Genomic DNA, 16,269 nt, shown 5'->3' on the forward strand with positions numbered 1-16,269 from the left:
CCCTAATTATTTTTTAAGTGTTAACGCGTGATCTAAAACTGCTTCTCCATTCATCATGCCGTAGTGCATTGGATTGATAACGTCGATTCCAACGTTTCTCTCATCAGCAAGCGTTTTCATTGAAGAAAGCATGTAACGAACTTGTGGTCCTAGTAATAATACATCTGCTTGATCGATATTTGTTTTTACTGCATCCCCAGATACAGCCCAGATCTTTCCTTCTAGACCGCGAGCTTTTGCAGCCGCTTCCATTTTTGTAACTAGTAAACTTGTAGACATCCCTGCTGAGCAACATAATAAAATATTCATTTGAAAATCCCCCTTGTGTAGTATAAAAAATTTATGTTTATTTATTTTTCTTTACGCTATTTATTAATGCAATTAGCGTGCCAACTTTTTAAAACCACTAAAATCAGCACTTTTTCGACTGTTTTCTTTGTGTGTTAACGCTTTCAATTAGTGTGTCACCTAAAAAACACACAGTGTGTTATAAAACAACACGCTTTTAACACATAACTGTATGAAAATAGATTAGTGTTTAGTTGTCTAGTTGTATTTAAAACAAAAAATACACTAAAAAAATTTTTTGCGCGTGAAAATCTAGTAAAAATAAACCTCTCTTCAATACACTCTTCTATCTATTGTCCAAGCCAACTCTACTAAATTACATAGAATAGAATAAAATAACACAATTCGAAAGGGGATTCCTATGCCAAAACATAGAAAACAGAACAAAATAAAGATTTATAGAATAACAAGCTATAAAAAAGACAAGCGCTCTGAATTAGACTCTGATAAATTTGAACTAGAACAACAGGAAATGGAAAATAAACAGGACAAGCAAGATAAACAGGATAAGCAGAACAAACAAGAACAATCGGAAAATGTAATCATAGTACCCACAAATTCACACAGCTTAGATATATGGGATGAAATTTCTCTTAAAGAAATACAAGCTGGTGAGCATACAAATTTATTTGCAGAACAAAGTAATTATCAAAATATTACTTTGTTACAAGTAAGTGACGTCCGTTTATATTTGGACAAGCAATTACAATTTAGTTCCGTCGATGAGCAAATTTATCATGAAGCACTTGTTCATCCAATTATGTCAAAGGTAATTGATCCAAAACGTGTTCTTATATTAGGTGGTGGCGATGGTCTTGCTTTACGAGAAGTTTTAAAATATGAAACTGTGCTACATGTAGATCTTGTTGATTTAGACGAGGCAATGATTAATATGGCACGTAATGTTCCGGAAGTAGTTTCTTTAAATCAAAGTGCATTTTTTGATAGTCGTGTAAATGTACACGTATGCGATGCAAAAGAATTTCTAAATTCTTCTTCCTCTCTATACGATGTAATTATTATTGATTTTCCTGATCCAGCAACAGAAGTTTTAAGTACTTTATATACAAGCGAACTTTTTGCTCGGATAGCTACATTTTTAACAGAAGATGGAGCATTCGTCTGCCAATCTAATTCACCTGCTGATGCACCTCTTGTATATTGGAGCATCGGTAACACAATCGAACATGCTGGATTGACTGTGAAAAGTTATCATACAATCGTTCCTTCTTTCGGAACTGACTGGGGATTTCATATTGCTGCTAACTCTGCCTATGTACTCGATCAAATTGAACAATTATATGTTGTGCCAACTCCTCGAACATTACCTTCTCTTCTTGCTCCTTTGTTTCAATTTCAAGAAGAACATTTAGAACAACGTAATCTCGCTCTTTTAAACTCAGAATCAAACCTTATCCTACATCAATGTTACAAAAAAGAAATGGAGTTTTGACGATATTATAGTGAGGAGTGCTACTTTATGGAATACTCTACTTTCGGTAAGCATATAATAGTAGATTTATGGGGAGTGGACTTTTCTTTATTAGATGATGTTCACTTTTTAGAATATCATTTAGTTACTGCTGCTGATCGCTCTGGTGCCCATGTTTTAAACGTAAGTACAAAAGAATTCGATCCGCATGGCGTTACTGTTTTAGTTTTACTATCTGAAAGCCACCTTTCTATTCACACTTATCCAGAAAAAAACTTTGCAGCCATTGACTGTTATACGTGTGGTACGACCGTTGAACCGCAAATAGCGATTGATTATATCGTAAGTATATTAAAACCAAATGAGATGCATATAAAAAAGCTAATCCGTGGTATAGGGGAGATTGTTACTACCGATTAAATATCACTCTTACTCATTTGTAAAAAGGAGGATTATAAATACCATCAGTGGAACGAACACTCCACTGATGGTACAGACACATACATAAAAAAACCTTGCATACGCAAGGTTCATTCCGATACTGACATCTTCCTATATAATTCTACAAATTCACTCGCTAATTCCTTCACCGTAATCGCATTCATTAAATGATCTTGCGCGTGCACCATCAGAAGGGTAACCTCGGTCTTTTCACCACCGGCTTCTTTCTGTATGAGCTCCGTTTGCACACGGTGCGCCTCTTTTAATTCCTCTAACGCTTCTTGTAATTTAGCTTCTGCTTCTATAAATTCTCCACGCTTTGCGCAATCAATTGCTTCCATTGAACAACTTCTCGCATTTCCCCCATGCAAAATTAAATGAAAAGCCTTCGTTTCTATCGTATCCATTTTAGTTCTTTACTCCCCCTTTTCTTCCGCCAACTTTTGTTTATCCCATATTTTTAAGAACGGTAAATAAATGAAGAATGCAAGCGCAAAATTAACAAGTTGTAACACAACACCTGAAATTTTCCCACCTGATCCTAAATATCCACTAAAAAGAATAGGTGTCGTCCAAGGTACAGCAGCTCCGCTCGGACGGGCAACTAACCCCCATTCCATCGCAAAGTAAGAAACAATCGTTAACACAACTGGAACCAATATAAATGGAATTAGTAAAATTGGGTTCATGACAATCGGCATACCAAAAGTTACCATCTCATTAATATTAAATATACCAGGTGCAATTGACAATCTCCCTAAACTTTTTAATTGCTGACTTCGTGCAAACAATAACATTCCAATAACTAAAGCAAGTGTCGCACCAGATCCGCCCATATAAATCCATAAATCAAAAAACTGTGCAGTAATCGTATTTGGTATATCTTGCCCTGCTTGGTAAGCAACTCGATTTTGATCCATTAACGACAACCAAACCGGACTCATTACACCACCAACAATAGTAGCTCCATGAATTCCACATGACCAAAGAACATGAACGAGAATAACAGCTATTATTGCGCCCCAAAGACTAGCACCAAGTACACTAAGTGGTTCCTGTAAAATTTGCCCCACAATATTATGGATACTGCCAAAAGAAGTATTTTCTATAATTAAGCGTAAAATCCAAATAACCGTTACAACAATAAATCCTGGAACAAGCGCGGCAAATGAACGTGTCACAGCTGGCGGAACTGTCTCTGGCATCTTTATAATTATCTTTTTTTGTACAATAAACCGATAAAGTTCAGTAGATATAAGTGCAATAATCATTGCTACAAATAACCCTTGGCTTCCCATTAACGCAGCTGGGATAGCACCTTCTACAAGTACACTCTCTTTTGTACTTGGTATAATATATGCAACTTGAAATGGCGTCGCAAGTAAAAACGTCACAAGCGACAATGCCCCGGATGCTAAAGCGTCCACTTTATAATATTCTCCAAGTCTGTAAGCGATTCCAAAAACAGCTATTAAAGCCATTATATTAAAAGTTGCACTAACTGGATACCCTAAAGCCCTCTGCCAATTATCTCCAAACAAACCTGCCATAAAATCATTATAACCTGGTATTGGTAAAGCACTAATAATAAGGAAAAATGATCCTATAATTAAGAAAGGCATCGTCAATACAAGTCCATCACGAATCGCTAGCAAATGCCTCTGTTCTGCAACCTTCCCCGCTACTGGCATTACATATTTCTCTAAAAACCGTATCATCTATCCCACACTCCTCATGGTTTCATTAACAAAGCTGCTTGCAAGATAGCTTCTCCATTACAAAGCCCGTAATGGACGGATTGAATGACATCAACAGGTATTCCCTTCTCCTTACATAATTCTTTCATTTTCGGTAATAAATAACGTACTTGCGGTCCTAGTAAAAGTACATCAGCTTCATCTATGTGACTATTTACTTCAGAACCTGATACAGCCCAAATCTTTACCTCTATCCCTTTTGCCTCTGCTGCTTTCTCCATTTTTGTAACAATCAAACTGGAAGACATTCCCGCTGCACAGCAAAGTAAAATATTCATCCCTTTTCCCTCCCCCTTTTTCCAAACCTAAGTTACGGTGCATCCTTTGCCATCACTAGGTTACAAATATATATGTCTAGATTTCCTGCTGTATGCCGAGCTTAAAAACAAAAATTTCTCGGTTTTCACGCTATTCCATCTATCATTATTCTCCTAGTAAAGAGGACTCTAACTCGCTATAATAATTCAGTATGATTTTTTTAATTGATAGGAGGATATATTTATGAAGGCATATCGCTTTCCACTTATTTTATTATCTTCTATCCTAATTGGTGGTTTCATTGGTTATTTCATGGGTGCCGATGCAGTTGCTTTAAAGCCGCTTGGTGACATTTTCTTAAACTTAATGTTTACGATTGTTGTACCTTTAGTGTTCTTTAGCATCGCGTCATCTATTGCTAATATGGATGGATTAAAACGTTTCGGTAAAATTATGTCTAGTATGGCTGGGACTTTCTTATTTACAAGTATTTTAGCTGCTATTTTTATGATTATTGTCGTGAAAGTATTCCCGCCAGCACAAGGTGTTGTATTAGAACTAACACAACCTGACAAAGCTGAAAAAGCGGTTAGTGTTGCGGATCAAATTGTTGGTATTATAACAGTATCTGATTTCTCGAAGTTACTATCTCGTGAAAATATGTTAGCTCTTATTTTCTTCTCTATTTTAATGGGGGTTGCCACTTCCGCAGTTGGTGAAAAAGGAAAGCCATTCGCTACATTCTTACAAGCTGGTGCAGAAATTTCAATGAAAGTTGTATCTTTCATTATGTACTACGCTCCAATCGGACTTGCTGCTTACTTCGCGGCATTAGTTGGTGAATTCGGACCACAACTTCTTGGAACTTACTTCCGAGCAGCAATGGTATACTATCCAGCGTCTCTAATTTACTTCTTTGTATTCTTCACGTTCTATGCATACCTTGCCGGTCGCAAACAAGGTGTACAAATATTTTGGAAGAACATGGTATCTCCTACAGTTACATCACTAGCAACTTGTAGTAGTGCTGCTAGTATTCCAGCGAACTTGGAAGCAACGAAGAAAATGGGTATCTCTTCTGACGTTCGTGAAACAGTTGTCCTTCTTGGATCTACACTTCATAAAGATGGATCTGTTTTAGGTGGCGTATTAAAAATTGCTTTCTTATTCGGTATTTTCAACATGGAATTCGAAGGACCGAAAACATTAGCAATTGCACTTGTTGTTTCTCTATTAGTAGGAACAGTAATGGGCGCTATTCCAGGTGGTGGTATGATTGGTGAAATGTTAATCGTTTCTCTATACGGCTTCCCGCCAGAAGCATTGCCAATTATCGCAGCAATTAGTACAATCATTGACCCTCCTGCAACAGTGTTAAACGTAACAGGAGATAACGCTTGTGCCGTAATGACAGCTCGCCTTGTAGAAGGTAAGAACTGGATCAAAAATAAATTTGCTTAATAAATAGAAAGAGGATGCTCATTTTGAGCATCCTCTTTTGTTGTTATTTGTTGATAAGTCGATATCCTTGTCGAAACGTCGATATAATCCATTCCGCCACAAATTTGTTATAATCTTCACAAATATTCCACACTCATTATCCATTCTCCGTACTATAATCATGTATGGAAAAGGAGATGGACATTATGACTCAAAGCGCACCAGAATTTAAAGTTTTGCAAAGCATTGCATTCCTCGCTGTCGTTTTGCAAAGTTCCTTATTATATACAATGAATCAAGGAAATGTTTCACTTGAGCAATCCCTCATTATGGGTATGCTATTTAACCTTGCAAAATTTTCAGCACCTGCATTCATATTTATCGTCGGCTTTCACTTAATTCGGCAATATACGAAGCAACTAGCCTATACAGAATATATTTATGAAAAAGCCGCACATTTACTCATTCCTTATTTCTTCTGGTCTATTCTTTACTTATTAACAACAAACGATATGATTACACTACAAAGTGGTATAAAAAGTTTATTACTCGGAACAGCCGCGCCCCATCTTTGGTACGTTATTATGATGTTCCAAATTCACTTATTGTTCCCTTTGCTATGCACACTATTTTATTGGTTTCAAAAACGAACAGAAAATAAAAAAGACATATATAAATATATGACCATCTTTGCTTGTCTATATTTCCTCTTAATGTGGTATTCTTCCCACTACATTTTTAATGGAGAGAAATTGACTAGCTCAACCATTTTACATTATACAGATCGTTCCTTCTTCTTCTACTCATTCTATTTCGTCATGGGAGGAATCGCTGCTGTCGCACTAAAAGCGTGGCGTACATTTGTCATGAAACATATCCCGCTTATAACAATGTTATTTTTCGTCTTATTTCTATTCATCAATTATGAGTTATTTAGTTTTTACGGAGCAAACTCTATTCATTTAACCGTTTCGACTTATTTAAAACCGTCTATGTTTTTATATATCGTATGCGAAATTATTATACTTTACGTGCTGTCTATTACAATCGTACAACGACGAGGTTTCTTATATAAAGCTTTACGATTTATTGGGAGTTACACGTATGGTGCTTATTTAGCTCATTTTTTCTTCTTGCAACTATGTACAAAATTTCTTTCTTTATTCACACTGCAAGAAAACACAATATTATATAGCTTATTATTATTTACAATAACGGCCACAATCTCGATTTCAGCAATGGTCATTTGCAGTACACTACCATTTCATACATGGATTACAGGGCCTTCCCCTACGACAAATATGAAATGGGCTAAGATTGTACTTCGGAAAAATCACGAAAAAGTATTCAAACCATATCTTTGATATAATAGAATTCCATACAAGAAAAGAAAGTAGGACACACCTATGATTAATCAAATTGGACAAATTATGTTATATGTAAATAATCAAGATGAAGCAGTACAATTTTGGACTGAGACAGTAGGATTCCAAATTATTGCGGAAGAAAATAACGGACAAGGCTTTCGCTGGATTGAAATTGCACCAACGAAAGAAGGAGGCACAAGCATCGTCCTTCACGATAAAGCGTTAATTGCGAAGATGCAACCTGAATTAAACTTAAATACACCTTCACTTATGTTCTTCTCTAATAACTTAGATCAACTGTATAAAGATCTTTCTGAGAAAAACGTTACAGTTGGACAAGTTGTAGATTTACCTACAGGTAGAGCATTCAACTTTGCTGATAATGAAAACAATTACTTTGCGGTAATGGAGCGTAAATAAAAAAGAAGCTATCCTAAAAAAACGGATAGCTTCTTTCATTTTAAGAAACTTGTTCTGCATTCGTTTCCCTATGTTGTATATGACTCGTAATCCAAGCAATTCCGCCAGCAACAACGAGATAGCATAACAATATTAAAATTTGCATTTGTAATTGCGACCAATCTCCTAAAGAAATCACATCTTGTAGCCCTCTAAGAGAATGGGACATTGGAAGAAATTCTCCAATTTTGCTAAGAACAGCTATATTTAATTCTCCTGGGAAAGTCCCCCCGCTCGTCGCTAATTGCAAGACTAGAAGCGTTACCGCTAAGAACTTTCCAACAAGACCAAATACCGTTACTAACATAAGAATAAACGTCATGAACGTAAAGGAAATAACGATACTTGATAAAACAAAGAGTGGCACACTTGCAACTTCTAATTTCATAACTCCTAGCACAGCCACATCCACAAGTAATGCTTGAATAAGTCCAATTACATATACCAATCCTAGTTTATTAATAAAATGTACTGTTCCGCTTACCTTCATATTTTGTCTACGGCCAAGAGGTAAAATATTCGATGCCATAATTCCGCCAACATAAAATGCCAGTGATAAAAAGTATGGTGCAATGCCTGAACCGTAGTTAGGCACATCAGAAACTGTCGACTTCACTAACTGAACCGGCTCTGAGAACATCGTATTACGGGCATCATCATTGCGAACATCCGCTATCTTCTCTGCGCCCTCTCCTAATTTCGTAGAAAGTTCTTTCGCACCATCGTCAAGTTTAACAAGTCCGTCCTCTAACTTATTAGCACCATGATTCAGCTCTGTTCCGCCAATCGCAAGGTGATTTACACCTTCTTGTAATGTTGTAAATCCATTTCCCCACTTCGTAAATCCATTAGCTACATTCGCAGCACCATCTGCTATCTTTTTCGTTCCAGCAGTAGCTTCGCTTAACTTAACTCCGAATGTATTCATACCTTCTTCAATCTTATTCTGACCGTCAGCAAGCTTCTTCGCACCTTGTGTCAATTGTTGTTGGCTATTATTTAAAGTGTTTACTGCTTTAGCTAATCCGTTAGAAGTAGCAATGATCTTTTGAAAAGCAGGATCTTGCTGCACTTCTGGATGACTTTTCACATACTCTTCTAATTGTTGTTTTACACTATTTGCTGCATTGTCCGCTTTCACTTGCCCTTCAGCAAGTTTCTCACTTCCGTTCACCCATTCATTTGTACCAGCACTTAATTCACTAACCCCTGATTGTAAAGTTTTTTCACCTTGAGCTAATAACGCCATACCACTATGAAGTGAGGTTGCCCCTTCACTCAGCTCATTTGCGCCGCCACTTAAGGCAGATTGGCTAGAAGCAAGCTTTTCACTTCCCTCTTTCACTTTTGATGCCCCGTCACTTAAACGATGAATACCATCTGCAAGCTGATTCGCCCCATTTTTTGCATCTGTCGTTCCTTCATGCAGCTTCTCAGCACCATTACTTGCATCACTCAATCCTTGTGCCAAATCTTGAAACTTTGAAAAGACACCTTCTGTATAAGATTTCGTAATACTATTTGAAATTTTTGTTTTCATATTTTCAACAGCTGTCGTTCCAATTTGAGCTGCTACAAAGTTTTTACCAGGATTTACTTTGTACTGAAGCTGCGCTGGCTCTGGTTTCTCATCCATAAGTGTACTTACCTTTTTAGAGAAATCCTCTGGAATCGTAACGACCATATAATACTTATCTTTTTTTAACCCTTCATCAGCATTTTTTTCTGATACGAAATGAAAAGCTAGTTCCTTATTCTCTTTTAAATTTTTGACAAAATCGTCTCCTGCGTGAATTGTTTTTTCATCCATCGCAGCACCCTCATCTAAATTTACAATCGCAACAGGTAATTTATCTAATTTTCCATATGGATCCCAGTATCCAGCTAAAAAGAATCCTGAATAAATTAAAGGAACGATTAATAAAAAAATTAAAGCGATACGTCCATGTTTATGGTGCCACATCGCTTTCCAATCTTTAAATATAAGTTGAATTCCCTTCATGAAACATACTCCTTCTCCTAATTTAACACCATTAGAATGGTTTAACAGATTTACTATACACGCCACTTTCCATACTGTATAATACATCTTTAATTATTAATTCATTCCTTTTGGTCTATAGAAAGGAGAGTCAAAATGGAACTTCTTCAACTAAAATACTTTCAGACAGTCGCACGATTAGAACATATGACAAAAGCGGCTGAGGAATTGCATATCGCACAACCTTCGCTCAGCAAAACAATCGCTAGATTAGAAAAAGACTTAGGCGTCTTGCTATTTGATCGCCAAGGTCGACACATTACATTAAACTCTTTTGGGAAAGTATTTTTAAAACGAGTAGAGCGCATTTTTTATGAATTAAGTGAAGGCGAACGAGAAATTAAAGATTTAGCTGAATTACAACAAAGCTCTATTACACTGGCAGTTTCTATTCCGAGAATATTACCAGAACTACTCGGTTCTTTTTTACTAGAACATCCTAACGTTCGATTCCAACAATTTCTCGCATCTACTCCTTCTATGAAGCGACAACTAGATAATATAGAAATTGACTTTTGCATTTCTTCTGTGCCAATTGAAGGCGAGGAAATTATGTGGGAACCACTTATTACAGAAGAAATTTTCTTAGTTGTCCCTTCAGGTCATCGTTTATCAGGACGCGAAAATATCCATCTGCATGAAGTAAAAGACGAACCATTTATTAGTATGAACACTGGTTACGGATTTCGGCACTTAACGGATGAATTTTGTAAAGAAGCTGGCTTCACTCCACATATCGCTTTTGAAGTAGATGAACCAACCGTGATTAGCGACCTTATTAAGCAAGGTCTCGGCATCGCCTTTGTCCCAAGTTTAACTTTATTAAAAAACTCTACTTTAGCATTAAATAAGTTACGTATTATTGAACCCAATTGCGAGCGGACTATCGGATTGAGTTGGTCGAAGAAACGCTACTTATCAAAAACCGCTCAGCAATTCCGTAAATTCGTAATTGACTACTTCTCCAATATTAGAACGTAAAATTATATCGACTTAGTAAAAAATAAAAGGTGCCACCTTCAGAGGATAGCACCTTCTATTTCTTACTCTTCTCCAATTCCATTTCCGCTAAAAGCGGCAATACGTTATCGAAAATATGCGTATTATTATTTTCACCTGTTACGTATCCACCATAATATCTACTAAATATATTGTCATTTCGGAATGTGGCCATATGATCATATAATTCCTTTGCAAACTTTGTATCACCTGTTTGTAGTACGTACAAGATCGTTAGTCCGTATGCGGCTGGTGATTCATAATTTACAGTTTGTTTTCCCGTTTCTAAATTGTAACGACCGTATAGCTTTCCATCCTCCTGGAACTTCTTCTTGATAAATTCCAAATAAGCAGCTGATGAAAGGCCACCTAAACTTCGATGATATGCAACGTATGATTGGTCAATAAGATTTACTTCTTTATCGTACGTAAATGTACCATCTTCTTTATACTCTTTTGGGAATGCCCAGCCATGCCTTGGATAATCCGCTAAAAATTGAACGACTTCCTGATATTGCTGTGCAGAAACTTTGCCGTACTTTTTCATATACGAAAATGCGTGTGGATTTAAGTATGATGTAGTTGCAAAATTATTTTGTTTCCCTGCATCTGCATCATAATAATCAACGTAATAATTATCTTTCTTATTATAACGAATTACAGCGTCACTCAATTGATCTGCCAAGTTTTTATAACGCTCTTCCTTGTACATTTCATAAGCACGATATAATTGTTCTATAATACGAAGATCATCTATAAGTGCATTTGTAGCTGACTGCATTTCTCCCTTTTCAGAGATTTTCCATATAACAATATGATCCTTATGTACAAAGCTATTTTGAATAACCTTAACTTGTTCATCGAATAACGCTTGATCGTCTTTATCCAATGTATATTGTAGCCATAGTCCTGCTGATTCCGATAAAGCTTCACGGCCTTTCGCTTCACCCGTACCTGCCTTTGTATCCGCTAAACGATATGTGGCAAGCGTCCCATTTTCATTCACCATATGTCTTAAAATAAAATGTTCTGTACGGTTTCCTTGTATAGCTGACCAAAATACAATGCCACCTAAAGCGATTAAGAGAATAACTCCAATCCCTATATATAAACGTTTCCGCAATCTTTTCACCTCCCTAATAAGGCTAGCCTTAATTTTACCAGAACATACGTAAAATTAAAAAAGACAATCTATTAGATTGTCTCCCTTGCCTCTATCCCTCACAAGCCTCTTTAGAAGGTCTATATAGCGATGCCACAAGTCGATCATATTCACGACGCGTAATCTCTTTATTATACAGCTTCAATAATAAATCTCTATGCTCTTTTGAAAATGCCATCTTTTTAATGACTTCAGGATACATAAAACATCCTCTCCATTTCACATAAACTTCTTCACCTCGAAAAACAGAACTTATGTTCGCATAAAAGATTATAAAATATTCCTTACTAAAAAACAAACAAAATATTATTAAACATTAACTTCTTTCTATTCAGAATATTCAAACATTATATTACCATATCCACTTTTTAAATACATATATATTTTTGGTAGTTTTTCTGAATAAATCTTCCAATTCAATCAGAAAATAATGGCAAAAAGAAGAGGAGTTTACATATGGATACGGTAACATTAGCAAGAGCATTTTTTGGTTCTTCATTAGCATTCCACATTATCTTTGCAACACTTGGTGTCGGACTTTCATTAATGATTTTTATAAGTGAAATACTCTATCACTGGAAGAAAGATTCCGATTACGCCATTATGGCGAAAAGATGGACGAAGGCTTTTGCCATCCTTCTCGGTGTAGCAATTCCAACTGGAACAATTGTTGGTGTGCAAATCTCACTTCTTTGGCCTGGTTTTGCCAAAATTGTTGGGCAGGTTATTTCTGTTCCCTTTCAAATTGAGATTTTCGCCTTCTTTTTAGAGGCGTTGTTCATGTCTATTTATGTATATGCAGCTGACAAACTACCTCCATTCATGAGATTAATCTCGCTATTCTTCGTCATGATTGGTGCCACGGCATCTGCCGTGCTTATTACATCAGCAAATACATGGATGAATACACCCGCAGGCTTTTCAATGGGGCCAGATGGATCAGTTTTTAACGTTGATCCATGGAAAGCTTTCTTTAATCCGAGTTTTGGTACAAGCGCATTCCACGTTGTGATTACAGCCTATACAACTGGAGCTGCCGTCATTGCCTCTATCGCTGGATTTAAATTATTAAAGAAGAACTTAAGTAAACGTGAAATTGCTTATCATAAAAAGGGACTACTGTTAGGACTCGTCGTGACATTTATTACAGGTGCTACGATGTGGCTTTCGGGACACGAATCGGCGATTGCCTTACATAAGCATTCTCCTGAAAAACTTGCATCTGCTGAAGCTTTATTTGAAACGACATCACATGCACCGTTATCAATTGGCGGAGTTGTAGACCCTAACACACTTGAACTAAACTATGCACTAGAAATCCCGAACATGCTTAGCCTACTAGTGGGACTCGACCCTAGCACCGTCGTAAAAGGACTAAAGGAATTCCCACAAGAAACATGGCCACCATTTTACACACATACACTATTCAACTTAATGGTCGGCACCGCTGCCTTTACTTTTGCAGTTGCAGCAATCGCCCTCTTATATTGGTACTTTGTTTACCGAAAAAAAGGTGCAGAATTACCGAAGTGGCTTCTTTGGGGAGCTGCAGCATGTGGACCAATTATGATGCTCGGTATTGAATTCGGGTGGATTTTCAGCTGTAGTGGTCGTCAACCATGGACCATTTATGGTATGCAACGGACAGTGGACGCTTCTACACGCGCTGATTTTGTCGGTCCTTTATTTATTCTATTCATCATTTTATATATTGGACTCGGCATTTTAACAGTTTTTGTACTACGGACATTCTTTAAGAAACATCCGCTTACAAATGATTTACATCACGAAGGAGGCGATTCTCGTGCATGAGGAAAGTATTGCAATCATCATCTTATGGGCTCTTATTTTCGTATACAGTATATTAGGGTCCATCGATTTTGGAGCAGGTTTTTGGGGCATGGTATACGCAAAACATCCAACGCTCGCTGCCAAACTTGCCAATCGATACTTATCACCAACTTGGGAAGTAACAAATACATTTCTCGTTTTTGTCGTTGTCGCTTTTCTCGGTTTCTTTCCGAAAGCTGCTTTCACCCTTGCGACAGTGATGTTCGTGCCAGTTATGTTAATTTTAATACTCATTGCAATTCGCAGTACATTCATGGTATTTGCTTACTCTCTGCCAAAGTATCAATTCCTCCTTCGGGTGATTTCAGGTATTACTGGGCTCTTAATTCCAGCCTTATTAATTACTGTTTTACCCGTTACAGAGGGGGCTTATATTACAATTTCTGAAGGAAAAGAAGTACTCCTGTATGGAAAACTTCTTTCTAGCCCGGTTATCTACTGCTATATGCTCTTTGGGCTAACTTCGGAACTATTTCTCTCCTCTCTCTTTCTTGCTGATTTTGCGAGAGAGCAAGGTTCAGAAGATTCGTATAGAATTTATAGAAGAAACGCCATCATCCTTGGTCCTGCAACACTCGTTACGGCGATTATCGCCCTCGTTGTAATGGATCCGGAAACACACTGGCTTATGCAAGGACTAATAAAGCAATTCCCATGGTTTACAGTTTCTATCGTTTTATTCGTTATCGGATACTCTTCTCTTTGGTGGACAAACAAGAAGTACGGCACACTAGGATACCCTCGCATCGCCGTTTTAGCGGTCGTCGCTCAATATGCATTTGCAAGTTACGCTTACGGTGTCGCACATTTACCTTATATTATTTATCCTGATGTAACTGTATTTACAAGTTTTACAACGACAGAAACATTCTATGCATTGCTTATCCTATACGCAATTGGAATCGCAATTTTACTACCAGGATTTATTTTCTTCTGGAATTTATTCTTGAAGGATCGAACTTTTTTAAAGGAAAAATAATATATTCGGGGGAGTCTGTTCCAAAAGGCATTTGGGATGGGCTCCTTTTGTCATGTTTTATCGATAAGTCGATATATTTTAAAAATCGCTGATATATTTTGAGTTGCGCCAATATATCTCCATAATCGCCCATATAAATTCCATTTACTATCTTACTGCCCCTCTAATTTATAGACTTCTCTCATAATAGTTATTTCACTATTCGTGACACTTGTCCTTTCGCTTGAAAAACACATATTCACTTTATTCCATTATATGTCTAGTTCTTCCTATTTTTCGCTGAATATACTACTAATACAAACCTTGAGACAAGCTACATTGGTTTAAGGAAAAGTAGAAAGGTAGGTAAAATATGAGCATTGAAATATGGATTACTATTATTGTATTCTTCTTAACGATGATTGTTATCTTTTGGCGACCCCGTGGCTTAAATGAGGCTTGGCCGGCAGCAATTGGCGCTGGCATTATCTTGATTACTGGACTTGTATCAAGACCAGACGTCATAGATATTATTAGTAAAATTGGCGGTGCCTCTATAACAATATTAGCGACCATCGTTATGGCGGTTATATTAGAAAGCTTCGGCTTCTTCCACTGGTCCGCAGCGAAACTTGCAAATTTAGCAAAAGGATCTGGTCGCCGTCTATACTGGTATATTCAATTATTATGTTTTCTTATGACTCTTTTATTTAATAACGACGGTAGTATTTTAATTACAACTCCAATTTTAATTCTTCTTCTGAAAAACCTTCAATTAAAACCACATCAACAAATTCCTTATTTATTAAGTGGTGCTTTAATCGCTACTGCATCTAGTGCACCAATTGGTGTAAGTAATATCGTAAACTTAATCGCATTAAATATCGTTAATATGACTCTTTACATGCATACTGCTATGATGTTTGTACCTGCAACACTAGGTTTATTATTTATGTCATGGCTCATGTATACAGTGTTAAAGAAAAAGCTTCCGAAAAAATTACCTGTTTCTTCTTATGACATTGAAGAGATTTTCTTCACAAAAAACTTCCATCCACTTAAAGGAACAAAATCTGTTAATACGAAACAAAAACGTACAAAATTCATGTTAAAAGTATTAGGTTTCGTCTTTCTTATGCGCTGTCTTCTATTCGTTGCATCCTTCTTATCGATTCCAATCGAAATTGTTGCTGTACTCGGTTCACTCGTTCTTCTCATCTGGAGATGGTACTACTTACGAACAAATCCAGTCGATATTTTGAAAAAGACACCGTGGCACATTTTAATTTTCGCTTTCTCTATGTATGTAATTATTTACGGGCTTCACAACGCAGGATTAACAACGGCGCTTGTAAATTGGCTTGAACCAGTTGTAAGTCAACATCTACTCTATGCTAGCTTTGCAATGGGCGGACTCGTTTCTCTCCTCTCTAACGTCTTCAATAACCATCCTGCACTTATGATTGGTACAATCACATTAACAGAAATGGGCCTAGATCCAGTCACATTAAAAACTATCTATCTCGCAAATATCATTGGTAGTGACATCGGTTCACTATTATTACCAATCGGTACGTTAGCTTCCCTCATTTGGATGTATATCCTGAAACAAAACAAAATTAAAGTAAAATGGAAAGACTATTTAAGTGTATCCCTTATCGTTATTCCTCTCACAACAGTCGTCACATTATTCCTCTTATACTACTGGGTACACCTCTTCTTCGCCTTATAAAGTGAAACTTTAATCAGTGGGGGT

16 protein-coding genes are annotated in these 16,269 nt (G+C 36.8%); 9 read left to right on the forward strand and 7 right to left on the reverse strand.

From position 1 onward, the window contains the following. Window positions 1-6: 6 nt before the first annotated feature. Complete coding sequence (locus tag GFJ36_RS26590) at window positions 7-309, reverse strand: PTS sugar transporter subunit IIB (protein ID WP_001023569.1); 303 nt, start codon at window positions 307-309, stop codon at window positions 7-9. A gap of 400 nt (window positions 310-709) precedes the next feature. Between GFJ36_RS26590 and GFJ36_RS26595 the strand changes: the two genes are divergently transcribed. Both GFJ36_RS26595 and speD read left to right on the forward strand, forming a co-directional pair. Next, window positions 710-1,801, forward strand: a complete 1,092-nt coding sequence (locus GFJ36_RS26595; RefSeq protein ID WP_088064811.1) for a polyamine aminopropyltransferase — start codon at window positions 710-712, stop codon at window positions 1,799-1,801. Window positions 1,802-1,828: 27 nt separating this feature from the next. Then, window positions 1,829-2,200 carry an adenosylmethionine decarboxylase gene (gene speD, locus GFJ36_RS26600; RefSeq protein ID WP_088123753.1) on the forward strand — a complete coding sequence of 124 codons (372 nt, stop codon included), beginning with the start codon at window positions 1,829-1,831 and terminating at the stop codon, window positions 2,198-2,200. Between the two features lie 110 nt (window positions 2,201-2,310). Here the strand turns inward: speD and GFJ36_RS26605 are convergent, their stop codons facing one another. Genes GFJ36_RS26605 through GFJ36_RS26615 form a run of 3 tightly spaced genes read right to left on the reverse strand, consistent with a single transcriptional unit; the run spans window position 2,311 to window position 4,256 of the window. After that, window positions 2,311-2,628 (reverse strand): PTS lactose/cellobiose transporter subunit IIA, encoded by a 318-nt coding sequence (locus GFJ36_RS26605; RefSeq protein ID WP_061679347.1) that lies wholly within the window; start codon window positions 2,626-2,628, stop codon window positions 2,311-2,313. Between the two features lie 9 nt (window positions 2,629-2,637). Continuing rightward, the gene (gene celB / locus GFJ36_RS26610) at window positions 2,638-3,939 is read right to left on the reverse strand and encodes a PTS cellobiose transporter subunit IIC (protein ID WP_157349791.1); all 1,302 of its coding nucleotides are present in this window, start codon (window positions 3,937-3,939) and stop codon (window positions 2,638-2,640) included. Window positions 3,940-3,953: 14 nt separating this feature from the next. Next, window positions 3,954-4,256, reverse strand: coding sequence for a PTS sugar transporter subunit IIB (locus GFJ36_RS26615; protein ID WP_048542554.1), 303 nt, complete (start codon window positions 4,254-4,256; stop codon window positions 3,954-3,956). Between the two features lie 223 nt (window positions 4,257-4,479). Between GFJ36_RS26615 and GFJ36_RS26620 the strand changes: the two genes are divergently transcribed. From GFJ36_RS26620 to GFJ36_RS26630, 3 genes are all read left to right on the forward strand, one after another. After that, window positions 4,480-5,697 carry a dicarboxylate/amino acid:cation symporter gene (locus GFJ36_RS26620; protein ID WP_048542556.1) on the forward strand — a complete coding sequence of 406 codons (1,218 nt, stop codon included), beginning with the start codon at window positions 4,480-4,482 and terminating at the stop codon, window positions 5,695-5,697. Between the two features lie 185 nt (window positions 5,698-5,882). Next, complete coding sequence (locus GFJ36_RS26625; protein ID WP_098114955.1) at window positions 5,883-7,040, forward strand: acyltransferase; 1,158 nt, start codon at window positions 5,883-5,885, stop codon at window positions 7,038-7,040. A 42-nt stretch (window positions 7,041-7,082) separates the two neighbouring features. Beyond that, entirely contained in the window at window positions 7,083-7,463 is a 381-nt protein-coding gene (locus GFJ36_RS26630; RefSeq protein WP_046960095.1) for a VOC family protein, read from the forward strand. A 40-nt stretch (window positions 7,464-7,503) separates the two neighbouring features. On the opposite strand, the gene GFJ36_RS26635 is transcribed toward GFJ36_RS26630, so the two are convergent. Beyond that, entirely contained in the window at window positions 7,504-9,504 is a 2,001-nt protein-coding gene (locus GFJ36_RS26635) for a YhgE/Pip family protein (RefSeq protein ID WP_157349792.1), read from the reverse strand. Window positions 9,505-9,639: 135 nt separating this feature from the next. Between GFJ36_RS26635 and GFJ36_RS26640 the strand changes: the two genes are divergently transcribed. Then, window positions 9,640-10,524: a LysR family transcriptional regulator gene (locus GFJ36_RS26640; protein WP_157349793.1), complete on the forward strand. Its 885-nt coding sequence runs from the start codon at window positions 9,640-9,642 to the stop codon at window positions 10,522-10,524. Between the two features lie 55 nt (window positions 10,525-10,579). Here the strand turns inward: GFJ36_RS26640 and GFJ36_RS26645 are convergent, their stop codons facing one another. After that, on the reverse strand, window positions 10,580-11,665 hold the full coding sequence (locus GFJ36_RS26645) for a transcriptional regulator (protein ID WP_157349794.1): 1,086 nt from the start codon (window positions 11,663-11,665) through the stop codon (window positions 10,580-10,582). A 91-nt stretch (window positions 11,666-11,756) separates the two neighbouring features. Continuing rightward, a complete protein-coding gene (locus GFJ36_RS29270) occupies window positions 11,757-11,906 on the reverse strand; it encodes a hypothetical protein (RefSeq protein WP_000283173.1) in 150 nt (49 codons plus the stop codon). Window positions 11,907-12,160: 254 nt separating this feature from the next. Here GFJ36_RS29270 and cydA point away from each other — a divergent pair, with 254 nt between their 5' ends. The 3 genes from cydA (at window position 12,161) to GFJ36_RS26660 (ending at window position 16,245) form a co-directional block, all read left to right on the forward strand. Next, the gene (gene cydA, locus GFJ36_RS26650; RefSeq protein WP_000381970.1) at window positions 12,161-13,516 is read left to right on the forward strand and encodes a cytochrome ubiquinol oxidase subunit I; all 1,356 of its coding nucleotides are present in this window, start codon (window positions 12,161-12,163) and stop codon (window positions 13,514-13,516) included. After that, on the forward strand, window positions 13,509-14,534 hold the full coding sequence (locus GFJ36_RS26655) for a cytochrome d ubiquinol oxidase subunit II (RefSeq protein WP_000544164.1): 1,026 nt from the start codon (window positions 13,509-13,511) through the stop codon (window positions 14,532-14,534). The genes cydA and GFJ36_RS26655 overlap by 8 nt, the downstream gene beginning before the upstream one ends. A 352-nt stretch (window positions 14,535-14,886) precedes the next feature. Then, entirely contained in the window at window positions 14,887-16,245 is a 1,359-nt protein-coding gene (locus GFJ36_RS26660; protein ID WP_157349795.1) for an arsenic transporter, read from the forward strand. Window positions 16,246-16,269: the final 24 nt, after the last annotated feature.

The sequence above is a fragment of the Bacillus sp. EE-W1 genome, assembly GCF_009760835.1.
Taxonomy (GTDB): Bacteria; Bacillota; Bacilli; order Bacillales; family Bacillaceae_G; genus Bacillus_A; species Bacillus_A wiedmannii.